A 14,065-nucleotide genomic window follows, 5' to 3' on the forward strand; every position below is an offset into this window, starting at 1 on the left:
CTCATCCTTTTTCGTCCTTTCTTGCTCAGCTTATCGCTTTTCTTGTTCAGCTTTTTTGCGGACAACCTGAACAGGTACGATGAGGGCACTCACGCTCAGGTCTCGATGACGGAAAACCATACAGGCAGGGAGTTCTTGCTTCACCTCCATTTGTTGGAGTAGGTGGTTGTCAACCTCGAAGATAGTTCTGCCGTACTATAAGAGTGACTTAACGTCTGCTTACTGGCCTTCCTTTTTGAGGATTGGAAAGCTATGAAGGAGGTTTTTGTGAAAATTGTCCATATTGCTCCCCCATGGATCGCGGTTCCTCCCAGGGATTATGGTGGAACAGAAACGGTTGTGCATTGTTTAATTGAAGAACAGATTGCTCAGGGCCATGATGTGACCCTGATTGCGGCGGGTGATAGTCAGACATCGGCACATCTCATTCCTCTCATTCAACGAGGATTGCGGGAAGATGCGGTACCCTGGAATGATCACCAACGTGAATTGGCCTATTTACAACAAGCAATCTCTTTTATCCAGGGCCATGATTTCGACATTGTTCATACCCATGTCTCATCGGGCGGTGATATGTTTCTGTTTCCTTTACTGGCACAATTACGGGTGCCCCATATCACGACACTGCATAGCAACCTTCCTTTTCAGCCAGCAGAGATCCCTGATGAGGTGAGCAAGGAGCGCTTTTTACGCTGGGCTCCTCAGGTTCCCATGGTGGCTATCAGCGAAAGCGCTCGCCAGCAACAGGGGCTTCCTCTCAATTTCGTGGGCGTGGTCCATCATGGTCTTCCATTGAAGGATATTCCTGCTCCCCTTATGCAACCGTCTGATGCTTTTTTGTGGTTAGGTCGTTTTGTCCCAGAAAAAGGACCACATCTGGCAATTAAAGCCGCACAACAAGCTCACAAGCCACTAATCCTTGCGGGGAAAATAACTCAGGATACGCCGCGTATCCAGAAATACTATCGCGAAGAAATTGAGGCACAGGTTGATGGTCAGCAAATCCAAAATCATGGTCCGGCGGATTTTCAGGAAAAACAAGAACTGATGCGGCAGGCGCGTGGCTTCCTGAATCCGATTGAATGGGAAGAGCCATTTGGCATGGTGATGATAGAAGCGATGGCCGCCGGTTGCCCGGTCATTTCGTTTGCACGGGGAGCGGCTCCAGAAATTATTCGCAACGGAGAAACAGGATTCTTAGTCGAGACGCTTGACGAAATGGTTCAGGCTATGGGACGGATTGACGAAATCAATCGTGAGACGGTTCGTGCTCACATTCAGGAGTCCTTTTCTTGTGAGGCAATGGAGCGCAAGTATTATGCCATCTACCATAAAGTCATCAGCATCTTTCAACCAGAAGAACTCCCCTTTTTCGAGTAGGCAGGGAACGGGAGGCTTTTTCAAGAGGTCGGAGTTTCTCTATATGGAGTAACTCCGACCTCCTGCCACTCATCTGGGATCAGTAAGTAAGTAAGTCAGGTCGAATCTTGTATCAGGCGGACAAATTGTTGTAACTCATTTAGATTGAGATCTGAGGCGGCCCAATAGGTCAACCCTGATTTTGTCCAGTGCAGCAGGTGATAACCCTGGGGGGTGTTGGTATCCGTTTCGCTCCCAATGTTTTGTGCTGACGGCCAGATGAAGAGATTAATAATATGCTCTCGGCGTTTGTAGACGAGGGCCGCTACCGGCTGGTTATCCAGATAGTCCAGGCGTCCACCAATTAAAGTGAATCCCTGGGCCGTGAGATCGACCACCGGCGGCGAGAAGTCAAGCTTTCCATTAAACCATGGCTTGACGGTGTGCTGGTTAGAAGATGGTACATCTACCAGATGATTTGCCATTAGTGAACGCACATGACTGGCGAGCACCTCCTGTGCTAAGGAATTGCCACCAGAAGAATTGGGCCAGAAACGAGTGAATCCCCAGAGCGAAAGAAGCAGGGCAAAGATCAACACAGCCGCAACGCTCAGACCACTCCAGGACGTCACGCGAGCAACAAATGCGGCTTGATTGGCTTTGCGTACCGATGTCCTGATACGCTTTTGCAGCATCTCAGGAGCCTGAAAATAGAGAGAGTTTGTTTTTATGGCCGTCTGAAGCGCCTGATAATTGTTGTAGATCTCCAAACAAGCGGGACATGTCTGAAGATGCTGCTCGACCGCTAAGGTGTCAGCCATATCCAATTCAGCATCGAGATAGGCGTGGAGAAGACGCCGGGCCTCTGTACAATCCATATCATTCCTCTTCATTCATGTGAGCAGCGAGATAGCGCTGAAGCCATTTACGTCCGCGTGCCAGGCGAGACATCACTGTCCCCAGGGGCACATGCGTAATGACACTAATCTCTCTGTATGGTAGTTCTTCTAGTTCGCGTAGAATGATTGCTTCACGAAACTCTACAGGTAACGTTTCCAGGGCCGTTCTGAGTTTCTGCTGATCAATATGGCGCAAATGCAGTGTCTCTGGATTCTCAGTATCGCATTCCACATCATGGAGTTCTTCCTGAAAAGGGACGGTGAACTCATTTGCTCGTTGCTGTTGCAGCCAGGTGTAACAGGTATTGCGCACAATGGTCAGCAGCCAGGTGCGACTATCTCCACCACGAAAACCTTGAAAAAAGCGAAAGGCTCGCAAGCATGATTCCTGCACCATATCTTGCGCATCCTGGTCATTATGGGTGAGCCAGCGAGCCAGATTGTATGCTGCATCCAGGTGCGGTAGGATGAGTTGTTCAAAACGTACGCGTTGATTGCGCTCTTGCACGTCCTCTCCTTTTACCCTCCACTGAAAGAGACTGATTTTTTCGTGATTCTATTCCCACTATCCAGGTGCAGAAAATTCCTGGCTGCTGCATTTCCAGTTGGTCTGGTGCTTTGCTTTGGTGCAGATGAGTCTGGAGCGTGCTCCATTTTTCCTATGTCTTCATTATAGAAATAAGAGTACAACATTTTTATTTTTATATGCATTTATAGTGCAGAGTTTTCTTTTTTTTGCGATTGTGGCGGGAATATTTCTCTCAAAAAGGAGTCTGTGTAGGTGAAGGAAACAATACACAGGGAGATGTGCCTGGATAACCAGACCAGACCAGACCAGACCAGAGAACTATTGGGCTTTACAGCATCTCCCAACGATCCAGTGGACACGATCTGTCCAGGCAGAAGAAGGAGATTTTCGATGAATAAGGTACTCTCGATTGAAACGGCGGAAGCAGAGCAGGTACCCGTTGCTTCCCCACAAAGTAGCCTGGTAAAAGGGTATAGCATTGTAAGTGCGTCTGCGTTCACGCTGATTGGCATCACCATGTTGATCCTGACCATCTTTACGCCGATGAGCATCATCTTCAGAGGGAACGAGATTGCTTTCAGCATGAGCCTCATTTTCAAAGGTGCTGAAGTTGTTTTCAGTATTGGCATGCTCCACGCCGCTGTTATGCTATGGCGCGCGATTTTGGGCAAAAAGCACCTGTCCCATGGTATAGGGATACTTCCCGGTGATGGTGCCCTGGCAAACGCATTTTTCTACATGGGCTTCTCCATGACGGCTTTTCACCTGGGCTATACGTCTTCGACTATCGCCCTCGCCCAGTTCATCACTGTGCTGGTGGGCCTGTTCTTTGGCGCTGGTGGACTGGCCTTATCGGGGATCTCCAAACCCGCACGCGTGCCAGGACATATCACGTTTCCGCTCATGCTCCGTGATGGTGTCATCCTGATTGTTGGGACTATCCTGATGGCGATTGCGTTTGGACAACTGGCGGGCGCGGCACTCAAAATTCCACAGTGGAATTGGCTCAGCTTTTTAGGAATTACGACTCCTGGCATGCTGATTCTGATGGGACGAGAAGGCGTCAAAGCACGCTTAGAGACCTGGCAAGGCCCGGCCAGATTTCCTCGTCTGCTGATAACAGAGACCCTGCTTGTCCTTGGCTTAGCGATCATGTTGTACGGAAGCTACGCCAACCTGACACTGGGAGTAAATGGCTATCAGGTGGGACCAAAGGGGAATGCAACCGGGTTCATGCTCTGGATAGTGGCTGTACTGTTCCTTCTGGTGATACGTGGAAGTTTCAAGATCGCGGTTTCGCAAAGGGGCAACCGCGTCGGCTATCGCATGATCAGTAAACTCCTCTATGTGATGGCGCTGGTGATCTTCATCTATGCAGAGCGTTCCTTCCTCTCAGGTCATGCCCCTGTTTTCGCTGTCGGAGGGGCCGCACCGGCAGCCGCACTGATTCTGCTTGGAGCGGTGTTGGTACTGGTTGTAGAAAGAGCGGCCAGCCAAAAGGTTCGTACGTGACAGTGCAGCTTCAGGCATGAAGGGTCCCCTGGTTCAAAGAAAGAAGTGGTGCAGAATGGTCACAGCAAACGTGCTTCACCGCACATATCCAACGATTAACTCATATGGCGTCATCGGTGATTGCCATTCGGTGGTTCTGGTATCACCAGAAGGGTCTATCGACTGGGGATGTCTACCGGACTTCGATAGCCCGGCCATCTTTTGTCGCTTGCTCGATACAGAGCGCGGTGGCTATTTCCAGATTGCGCCGACAGATAGCTCGCTGGTTGGATCACAGCACTATCTGAGCAGGAGTAATGTTCTGCAAACACGCTTCGCCAGCAGTGCTGGCGAAGCGGTACTCACCGATTTTATGCCGGTAGAGACATTGGACGCATGGCCGTATAGAGGAATGGATAATAATACCTGTGCGCAGAAGGATGGCTCCTGTCATAGCCTGGTACGTATTGTTGAATGCACCCATGGGGAAATAGCGCTCACGATGAAGCTTAAGGTAAGCCCAAATTATGCCGCTGCACCCGGCGAGATAACACTGGCACCCGATCATCTCGGGGCACTCATCTCTGGCGGGCAGCAATATGTGGCCCTGGCGATTGTTGGCGCTCATCTATTGCCATCCTTTGCGATGGAGATCGTACAGGGGCCAGAGGAGTGGCATCCAACCATTCAGGCACAGTTTCTCTTGCATGAGGGCGAACGCTTGTGCTTCGTCATTGGAACAGGGCGTACCGCCCAGGCGACGCGACAGCTCCTGGAGCAGGGACTGCCCCGGCGCAACTTTGATGCGGAGCTAGCGCATACCCTGCACTGCTGGCGCACATGGCTTGCCAGTTGTACCGAATGCACCAATCTGGGGCCGGGGCCCTATGGACACTGGGTGGAGCGTAGCGCGCTCGCTCTCAAGTTAATGACCTATGCGCCCACGGGAGCGATCATAGCGGCACCAACGACCTCACTACCGGAGGACGTGGGCGGTGTGCGTAACTGGGACTATCGATTTACCTGGCTACGCGATGCCACCTTTACGCTCTATGCATTCAACATCCTGGGCTTTACAGAAGAGGCTCACGCTTTTATTCACTGGTTGTGTCGCCTCTCATTTGCGGATGGCGAGGATTTGCAGATCATGTATGGCATCCGTGGCGAGCGTGAGCTGACCGAGCAGCAACTGCCTCATCTGAGCGGCTATGCCGGGTCCAGTCCAGTGCGCATTGGCAATAGCGCGGCCCTACAAAAACAACTGGATGTGTTTGGTGAGATTCTGGATTGCATCCATCTGTATCGTCGCCAGGGCGGCTTTGAGCGCGATTGCGAAACGTTGGAGGGTCCCCTATGGACAATGCTGCGTGCGCTGGTTGACCACGTCTGTACCCACTGGCAGCAACCTGATTATGGCATCTGGGAAGCGCGCGGTGGCCCACGGCATTTTGTGTATTCGAAAGTGATGTGCTGGGTTGCGCTGGATCGCGGCATTCGCGCTGCGGAACAGCTCAATCTGGAGGCCGATCTTCCCCGCTGGCGGGCTGTGCGAGACCAGATCCGGACCGCTATCCTGCTGCGGGGCTACAATACCAGCATTGGCGCTTTCACCCAGTCATACGACGACACTGCGCTCGATGCGGCAAATCTCTTGCTGCCACTGGTTGGCTTTATTGCCCCGGACGATCCACGTATGCTCTCAACCGTTGATCGCATTATTGAAAAGCTAACCGATAAGCATGGCTTTGTCTATCGGTACCTTTCTGAGGATGGCCTGTCAGGGAGAGAGGGAACATTTACCATCTGTACCTTCTGGCTCGTCGATAACCTGGCGATGCAGGGCCGTGTTGATGAAGCGCATGCGCTCTTCGAGAGTCTGCTCACGTGTGCCAGCCGTCTGGGTCTCTTCTCCGAAGAGGTCGATTCTCAGACAGGCATGGCTCAGGGCAATTATCCCCAGGCCTTTACGCACATCGCTCTCATCAATAGCGTGGACAATCTGCGAAAAGCGGAAATTCGTCGCTCTGAGCACTGTCCTGAACCAGTTATCGCGGCCATTCACCGTTGCAAGCAACCATAAGATTGCCGCATGCACGCATCTAAGGGATTGCTGTTAGCGCTTTTCAGGAAGTCTTATACACGAAGTCTTATAAAGGAGAACGGAAACATGAAGAAGTTGATTCTGATCCTGGCAACCTTAACCTTCATCGGCATTTTCCTGGTAAGCGGTTCATCAGGGGTTGCGTTGGCCGATTCATCCGCAATGGTGACCGCTACGGACGGCGGCGATAGCAATATCGTTATCGCCTGGAACCATGAGCTGTTACACATCGTACAAACGCCTGCTGCTCAGCCAGCCACCATTCATCCGACGCGCAGCTTCGCCATGCTACACGCGGCGATCTATAACGCCATCGTTTCCATCACCCGGAGCGCCCCTGCATATGACTTCTCGCTCAACGCTCCCTCCAGCGCGCGACCAGACACAGCAGCAGCCACAGCCGGTCATGACACGCTGGCGGCGCTCTATCCCAAAATGAAGACAGCTCTCGATCAACTGCTCGCAAACGAACTTTCCACGCTTCCCGATGGAGCTGGCAAGCAAGGAGGAATCCAGGTCGGTCACGCTAGCGCCGAGCGCATAGTGAGCATCCGCGCGCATGACGGTTCTGCCGCCACACCACCAAAATTCGTGCCTGGCGACAAGCTGGGAAGCTACCAGCCCACACCGCCAAAATTCGCAGCACCGGTCTTCACCCACTGGGCGAAAGTGACCCCCTTTGTACTGAAGACGGCAGCGCAGTTCCGCCCGGAGCCGCCTCCGGCATTGACCAGCCAGGCTTACGCACAGGCGCTGAATGAGGTAAAGAACCTGGGTCAAAACAGCAGCAAGACACGAACCGCCGACCAGACCGTGGTCGCAAAGTTCTGGGCAGGACCAATCTGGAACACGTGGAATGAGATAGCCGAGAACGCCGCCCGCGTTCACCAGACAAACCTGGAGAACAGCGCACGTCTGTTCGCAGCACTCAATCTATCCTTCGCCGACAGCGCAATCGCCTTCTATGACGCTAAATATCACTACCAGCTGTGGAGACCCATCACAGCAATCCGCAAGGCCAACACAGTTGGGAATCCACTCACAACTGGCGACCCGAGCTGGACGCCGCTCGCCCCTACCGCACCTGACCCCTCTTATCCGGGTGCTCACAGCGCGATAAGCGCGGCTGCTGCAACCGTGCTGTCTAACTTCTTCGGCAACCAGGATCACATCCGCGTAACCTCGGATGTCCTACCAAACACCGTTCGAAGCTTTGCCAGCTATACAGACGTTGCGACGGAGGCAGGACTGAGCCGGATCTTCGCGGGCCAGCACACGCGGCTCGATCACGAGTCGGGCAGAGTGCTCGGGCACAACATTGCGCAATTTGTACCCCCCCACTTCTCAGGAAGCGTGCCTAAATGATGAAGGTTTAAACAGCAAGAGGAGGAGAATATGCAACGAACCCATTACGATTTGACGATTATCGGCGGCGGCTCAGCGGGCCTCACCGCCGCCCATCTCGCGCAGTCTCTCGGTGCCAACGTTTTACTGATCGACAAGCAAAGGCTGGGAGGTGATTGTTTGCATTACGGCTGTGTGCCAAGCAAGAGCCTGATCCATGCCGCCCATGTAGTACAACAGGTCAGGCAAGCGGCACAATTTGGATCGATAGTGACGTGCCAGCAGGTTGCTATGGCAAAGGTCAGTGCTTCTATCCAGCATATCATTCAACAAGTAAGCGATGCGGAAAAGACCTACACCGAAGGCGTGACTGTGCGCTTTGGACGCGCCTCATTCACAGCGCCGACAACCCTCCTCCTGGAGGATGAGGAGATCACCAGTCGTAACATCCTGATCGCGACCGGATCACGCCCCGCGCTACCACCGATTGAGGGACTACAAGCAACCGGCTATCTGACCAATGAAGATGTGTTTGACCTGACAGCCCTGCCAGAAGCACTTGTGATCGCTGGAGGCGGTCCTATTGGCGTAGAACTGGCACAGGCGCTTGGTCGGTTGGGCGCCAGGGTCACCATTATTCAGGGGCCGGAACGGCTTCTACCACGCGAAGATCCTGAAGTTTCAGAGGCGCTTGCAGGCATCCTCAAATCTGAAGGAATTGATATCATCACGAACGCACGCGTAGTGAGCACCTACCGCCAGGGTGCGAAGAAAGTGATTGTGGCCCGGCAAGGGAAAGAGATGTTGCAATTTGAAGCGGATGAGCTTCTCCTGGCCCTGGGTCGTCAACCCAATATAGAACACCTGCATCTGGAAGCGGCAGGAGTTCACTCTAGTCAGAAAGGGATTCCCGTTAATGAGTATCTGCAAACATCGGTCCCGAACATCTTTGCCCTCGGAGATGTGATAGGAGGCTATCTTTTTACCCATGTCGCCTCCTATCACGCCGGGATAGCCGTGCGCAATGCTCTGGTTCCATTCGCAAAGAAGAAAGTGGATTATCGGGTCGTCCCATGGTGCACCTTTACCGAGCCAGAAGTGGCCCGAGTCGGCCTCGTACCCACCGAAGCAGAGCAACGCTATAAGCATGTGCGCATCATCAAATTTCCCTGGTCTCAGATCGACCGTGCCCAGACAGCACAGGAAACGGCGGGATTTATTAAATTAGTCCTGGCTGGCAAAAAAGAGCAGATCGTAGGCGCTCATCTGATCGGAGTTGGAGCAGGTGAACTGTTAGGAGAAATAGCCCTGGCGATGCGGCATCACCTTACTAGCAAAGACATCTTCAATACCATTCATCCCTATCCAACAATCAGTACAGGGCTACAGCAAGCCACCTTTGAAGCCTATCTCACCGGGCCTGAAGTCGCCAGCAATCGTACATTCATACGTCTCCTCTCGAATGTGCTACATGTATGAAGGCATCACGCTATCAAACAAAGAAAAACCAGACAAAAGAGCATTGGAAAGCCCTGCCAGGAGAGGATGTCAATTGACAACGAAGATCTCTGGATGCTATCTATAAGAGCGAATCAATAAATCCAGAGAGGAATAAAACCGAACTACAACACACAAACGTTCTCGCCAGACAGATACGATGGAGACAAAAGGAGTTCCTCATGGACAAACCAAAGTCTACTTCCGTACATTCGATCAACACAGCAACTGAGCATGCAGCACATCCCACAACACCTCCCATACAAACCATAGCGCGCACAAAAAAAGATGCTGATTACGTTTTCTATGAATTAACGCGTAGCATTTGTCCTGAATGCCGGCGCGTCATCGATGCGCAAATCCTCCTGCGCGAGAACAAAGTATACATGCGCAAGCGTTGTCCTGAGCACGGCTTGTTTGAGGGGCTCGTCTATAGTGATGCAGCAGCCTATGCGGCAAATGCTCGCTTCAACAAACCTGGCACAATTCCACTGGAATTTTCTACGTCAATTGAACATGGTTGCCCACATGACTGCGGCCTCTGCCCCGATCATCAACAACATACCTGCCTCGGTATTATCGAAATCAATAGTGCCTGCAATATGAGCTGTCCCCTCTGCTTTGCCGATGCGGGAAGCGGTTTTAATCTCACATTAAGCGAGGTCGAAGACATCCTGGATCAGCTTGTGGCAACCGAGGGAAATCCAGAAGTCGTACAATTCTCAGGGGGTGAGCCATCGATTCATCCCCAGATCATTGCTATGATCAAGGCCGCAAAGCAACGCAATATCCGACATGTGATGCTCAATACAAACGGTAAGCGTATCGCCGACGATGATGAATTCCTGCGCCAGCTAGGCGCATTGCGTCCATCTATCTATTTTCAGTTTGACGGCTTTACAAAAGAGACCTATCGCCTGCTGCGTGGAGAACCAGACATCCTACCACAGAAACTGCGGGCCCTGGATCGCCTGGCTGAGATTGGAGCACACGTTGTCCTGGTTCCAGCGATTGAGCGTCAGGTCAATTTACATGAAGTTGGGGCGATTGTTGACTTCGGCTTAAAGCATCCAGCCGTCCGTGGGATCAATTTTCAGCCAGCCTTCCAATCTGGTCGTCATGGGGAAAGTGATCCCATGCAGCGCCTGACCATTCCGGATATTCTTAAAGCGCTGGAGGAACAAACAAACAACACATTGATGGTGTCGGACTTTGTGCCGGTCCCCTGTTGTTTCCCTACCTGTAATTCCGTTACGTATATCCTCAATGACGGTGATACCGTTGTGCCGATGACACGTATCCTCAATGTCGGGGATTATCTTGACTACATCACCAATCGTGCGGTGCCAGATCTCTCTGAAGATATCAAGACTGCTCTGGAAGGATTGTGGTCGTCCTCCGCTGTACCCGGTTCTGATAAGGCCGCGCAGCAATTTGCCCTCTCCTGCTCAGCATGTGATCTCCCCAGCGGCTTCGATCTGGGAACTTTCGCAAAGAATATCTTCATGGTCATGTTACAGGATTTCATGGACCCCTGGACATTTAACCAGAAGAACTTGATGAAATGTTGTAAGGAGATCCTCTTGCCCGATGGGAAGCAAATTCCATTCTGTGCCTATAACAATGTTGGATATCGTGAACAGGCACGTACACAGCTACAGGCGCGTGAACAGCAACGTAATCAGGCCAAACGTGCAGGTGTTCCCTTTGTACCCAAACCTTTGACGTTCTCATTTGAACCTGTAGCGCCAGCACAAAATACCCCTATGCAGGCCAATTCTATTACAGGAAACGAGCCAGAAAGCCCTGTCCATTCATGGCAGGGATGAATGGCTCTTCCTGATTGACAACCATTAAAACATTTGGTAGACTCTCCTGTATGAAATGAAGCCATTGCAAAAAGATTCGTCTGAAGACGATGAGGCACGATACCCACCTCACGGTTGGTTGGGCTTCATGCACCACAAGAACAAGTGGTTGGTACCCAGGGGCACTCGGAAACCTGCAAACCTCGGTTTGCGCAACGCTTCTGGACATGTGGACCGCTACCTTTCAGTTGTGAGACTGATGGGCAAGTCTCATGGATGAAGGAAGAATCCCTGTGCATTTATGCCAGGGAGTGTCAAGAAAGGTTCCTCGCATGAACAGTAGGCACGACCATTGCAGTGAGCAGGATGCGCAGACAATCAAAGCGTGCTGCGCAGATATCTATCAAAGTGACTGGGCCAAACTCATGCTGGGAGATTCCTTTCATCCAGGAGGAACGGTATTAACCGGCCATCTCGGAAATGCACTTCAACTGGGACCAGCACATCGGGTTCTGGATGTTGCAGCGGGACCAGGTACCAGCGCGCTCTATCTGGCTCAACGTTTTGGCTGTCGCGTCGTAGGCATAGATTATAGTCACGCGATGGTGGATAGCGTGACTCAGGCCGCACAAGCAGCAGGCGTGGCCCATCTGGTGACATTTGTACAGGGAGATGCCGAGTGTCTGCCGATGCCTGCAGCAAGCTTCGATGCGGTGATCTGTGAGTGCGCGTTCTGTACCTTCCCCGACAAAACGGTTGCCGCTGCTGAGTTTGCGCGTGTCCTCAAAGGAGGAGGCGTGGTAGGGCTAAGCGATCTGACACGTCGAGGAGGTATACCCCTGGAATTACAGAGCCTGCTGGCCTGGATTGCCTGTATCGCCGACGCTCAACCACTCGAAAACTATATACACTACCTTACAGAAGCAGGATTGACGGTTCAACGCGTAGAACCGCACGATTATGCATTGTCCGAGATGGTGCGAGCTATCCAGACCAGGCTTCTCGGAACAGAGCTACTGGTCAAGCTCAAAAAGATCAGCCTGCCGGATACGGTGGATTTTGAACAGGCAAAAAGGCTGGCACAAGCGGCGGCGGCAGCGATACAAGCGCAACAATTTGGCTACGTTCTCCTCACCGCCTCTAAATCTTAGCCAATTGATCAGCTCAATCAAAGAAGAGCGCTCTTATCCGGGCTGGTTTGCATCACCCATCCTCTCCAGAGCCAATCGATGCGGAATGTCTTCGCCATCATGATGCGCAACTGAGCACGTTGGCAGAAGTCCTGTGCTTCGACTACTGTATAAGCCCGAACGTGCTGTGGATCAAGATAAGTAATTATCCGCTCGAACAACATCCAGGGAAAAGGAAAACCGCGACGTGTGTAATCTTCAATCACCAGTTGTCCCTGTGGGCATAGAAGCGTAGCCAATTCGCTTAATACCTCAACAGGATCATTGAAATAGTGGAAAACATTTGTACAGGTAATCAGATCAAAAAACGCAGGCTCATAGTGTGCTGCGAGTTCCCCTCCTTTAACGGTTCTCTGCTCAAGATGGACCTGAGCATGATCTTTCAGTAGCAAACGCGCCTGATCAAGCATAGCCTGACTTGCATCGACGCCATACAATTCAGCCCGGGGCAGGCGAGCGGCCAGGGATTGTAAGAGTAATCCAGTACCACAGCCGATATCCAGAATGCGCACTGGATATTCTCGCTCGGCAGCAGCATTTAAGCGTGAAAAATCGATAGCCATACACGTATGTGCCAGCGTCCTCATAGAAAACTTTTTCCAGTGCTGGTTATAAAATCGCGCATAGTTGCCCGTATAATATGTTTTCATTGCTTTACCATACCACCGATTACAGAAAAGGCCCAGAAAGCCCTCCGTTTTGAAACGGGGGATGAATGGGCGTTCCTTTGTGGGAGGGATAGTGGGGCAGGCTCATCTCGCATCGCACCCACCTCTCTGAGCGTGCTCTTTCCTCCTCTCCAGAACGTTCGCAGTTCGAGTGGGTTCCCGTTCATCAATCAGGTCCTGTCTTCTTGACCGGTGTGAACAGGAGATGCTAAGATAGCATCAGAAGAGAGTCGAAGAGATGTGAACGAGAGGAGTGGCGGATGTTGACGTACGAATATAAACTGCAAGGGAATCGGGCACAGTATGCCGCCATTGAAGAAGCCCTCCGCGTCACGCAATTCATTCGCAACAAGTGTCTTCGTCTCTGGATGGATGAAAAAAGGATCGCGAAGAATGACCTGCAGGCTTATTGTGCCGTCCTGGCCCACGACTTCGATTTCGCCCACAAGCTCAATTCCCAGGCTCGTCAAGCCGCCGCAGATCGCGCCTGGCACGCTATCACCCGCTTCTATGAAAACGGCAAGAGCAAAAAGCCTGGGAAGAAAGGGTATCCGCGCTTTCAAAGAGACAACCGCAGTGTTGAATATAAGACGTCGGGCTGGAAGTTGGAAGCCGATGGAAACCATATCACGTTTCGCGATGGCTGTGGTATTGGGCGTCTCCGCTTGATTGGCACCCGCGCCATTGAAACCTTTCCCCTCCAGCAGATCAAGCGCGTGCGCATCATCAAACGGGCAGCTGGTTTTTTCTGTCAGTTTTGTGTGCAAGCAGACCGCGTGATTGACCATGAGATGACAGGTGCTACCGTAGGCATCGATGTCGGTCTCAAAGCCTACTACACTGACTCTCATGGCAACACCGTTGAGAACCCTCGCCATTACCGCAAAGCTGAAAAGCGATTGAAGCACCTGCAACGGCGTTTGTCCCGTACCAAGAAGAGTTCCCAGAACCGTAAAAAAGCCCGTCAACGGCTTGCCAAGGCGCATCTCAAAGTTCAGAGGCAGCGCGAAGATTTTGCCCGCAAACAGGCAAACGCGCTTGTGATATCTCACGATCTCATTGCCGTGCGCCGCGTCGGCGCTTGTTAGATAGCCTCGCAGAGGCAGGAGGTAGAGAGCAAGGAAACCTCTTAGGACGCCTACCCTACCTGATGAGGAAACTCAAAGGGGAAAATAGCAT

Annotated in this window: 10 protein-coding genes and 1 pseudogene; 8 read left to right on the forward strand and 3 right to left on the reverse strand. The window is 52.0% G+C overall.

All coding sequences use genetic code 11. The annotated features are described in order from the left end of the window. Window positions 1–267 precede the first annotated feature (267 nt). On the forward strand, window positions 268–1,380 hold the full coding sequence (locus F1593_RS25470) for a glycosyltransferase family 4 protein (RefSeq protein WP_172632447.1): 1,113 nt from the start codon (window positions 268–270) through the stop codon (window positions 1,378–1,380). A 95-nt stretch (window positions 1,381–1,475) separates the two neighbouring features. On the opposite strand, the gene F1593_RS25475 is transcribed toward F1593_RS25470, so the two are convergent. Continuing rightward, window positions 1,476–2,237 carry an anti-sigma factor family protein gene (locus F1593_RS25475; RefSeq protein WP_216368989.1) on the reverse strand — a complete coding sequence of 254 codons (762 nt, stop codon included), beginning with the start codon at window positions 2,235–2,237 and terminating at the stop codon, window positions 1,476–1,478. A gap of 1 nt (window position 2,238) precedes the next feature. Beyond that, a complete protein-coding gene (locus tag F1593_RS25480; RefSeq protein WP_149404376.1) occupies window positions 2,239–2,766 on the reverse strand; it encodes a sigma-70 family RNA polymerase sigma factor in 528 nt (175 codons plus the stop codon). A 273-nt stretch (window positions 2,767–3,039) separates the two neighbouring features. Here F1593_RS25480 and F1593_RS25485 point away from each other — a divergent pair, with 273 nt between their 5' ends. From F1593_RS25485 to F1593_RS25510, 6 genes are all read left to right on the forward strand, one after another. Then, on the forward strand, window positions 3,040–4,299 hold the full coding sequence (locus F1593_RS25485; protein ID WP_149404377.1) for a hypothetical protein: 1,260 nt from the start codon (window positions 3,040–3,042) through the stop codon (window positions 4,297–4,299). Between the two features lie 55 nt (window positions 4,300–4,354). Next, window positions 4,355–6,358, forward strand: coding sequence for a glycoside hydrolase family 15 protein (locus F1593_RS25490; RefSeq protein ID WP_149404378.1), 2,004 nt, complete (start codon window positions 4,355–4,357; stop codon window positions 6,356–6,358). Window positions 6,359–6,445: 87 nt separating this feature from the next. Then, window positions 6,446–7,744 carry a vanadium-dependent haloperoxidase gene (locus F1593_RS25495; RefSeq protein WP_149404379.1) on the forward strand — a complete coding sequence of 433 codons (1,299 nt, stop codon included), beginning with the start codon at window positions 6,446–6,448 and terminating at the stop codon, window positions 7,742–7,744. Between the two features lie 30 nt (window positions 7,745–7,774). Beyond that, entirely contained in the window at window positions 7,775–9,202 is a 1,428-nt protein-coding gene (locus tag F1593_RS25500; protein WP_149404380.1) for a dihydrolipoyl dehydrogenase family protein, read from the forward strand. Window positions 9,203–9,402: 200 nt separating this feature from the next. Continuing rightward, window positions 9,403–11,049, forward strand: coding sequence for a radical SAM protein (locus F1593_RS25505; RefSeq protein WP_149404381.1), 1,647 nt, complete (start codon window positions 9,403–9,405; stop codon window positions 11,047–11,049). A 311-nt stretch (window positions 11,050–11,360) separates the two neighbouring features. Continuing rightward, complete coding sequence (locus tag F1593_RS25510) at window positions 11,361–12,179, forward strand: class I SAM-dependent methyltransferase (protein WP_149404382.1); 819 nt, start codon at window positions 11,361–11,363, stop codon at window positions 12,177–12,179. Window positions 12,180–12,196: 17 nt separating this feature from the next. Here the strand turns inward: F1593_RS25510 and F1593_RS25515 are convergent, their stop codons facing one another. Beyond that, window positions 12,197–12,868, reverse strand: coding sequence for a class I SAM-dependent methyltransferase (locus tag F1593_RS25515; protein WP_149404383.1), 672 nt, complete (start codon window positions 12,866–12,868; stop codon window positions 12,197–12,199). Between the two features lie 278 nt (window positions 12,869–13,146). Between F1593_RS25515 and F1593_RS25520 the strand changes: the two are divergent. Then, window positions 13,147–13,950, forward strand: a pseudogene (locus F1593_RS25520) (RNA-guided endonuclease InsQ/TnpB family protein); the annotation flags it as partial. Window positions 13,951–14,065: the final 115 nt, after the last annotated feature.

The sequence above is a fragment of the Dictyobacter arantiisoli genome, assembly GCF_008326305.1.
GTDB classification, from domain to species: domain Bacteria; phylum Chloroflexota; class Ktedonobacteria; order Ktedonobacterales; family Ktedonobacteraceae; genus Dictyobacter; species Dictyobacter arantiisoli.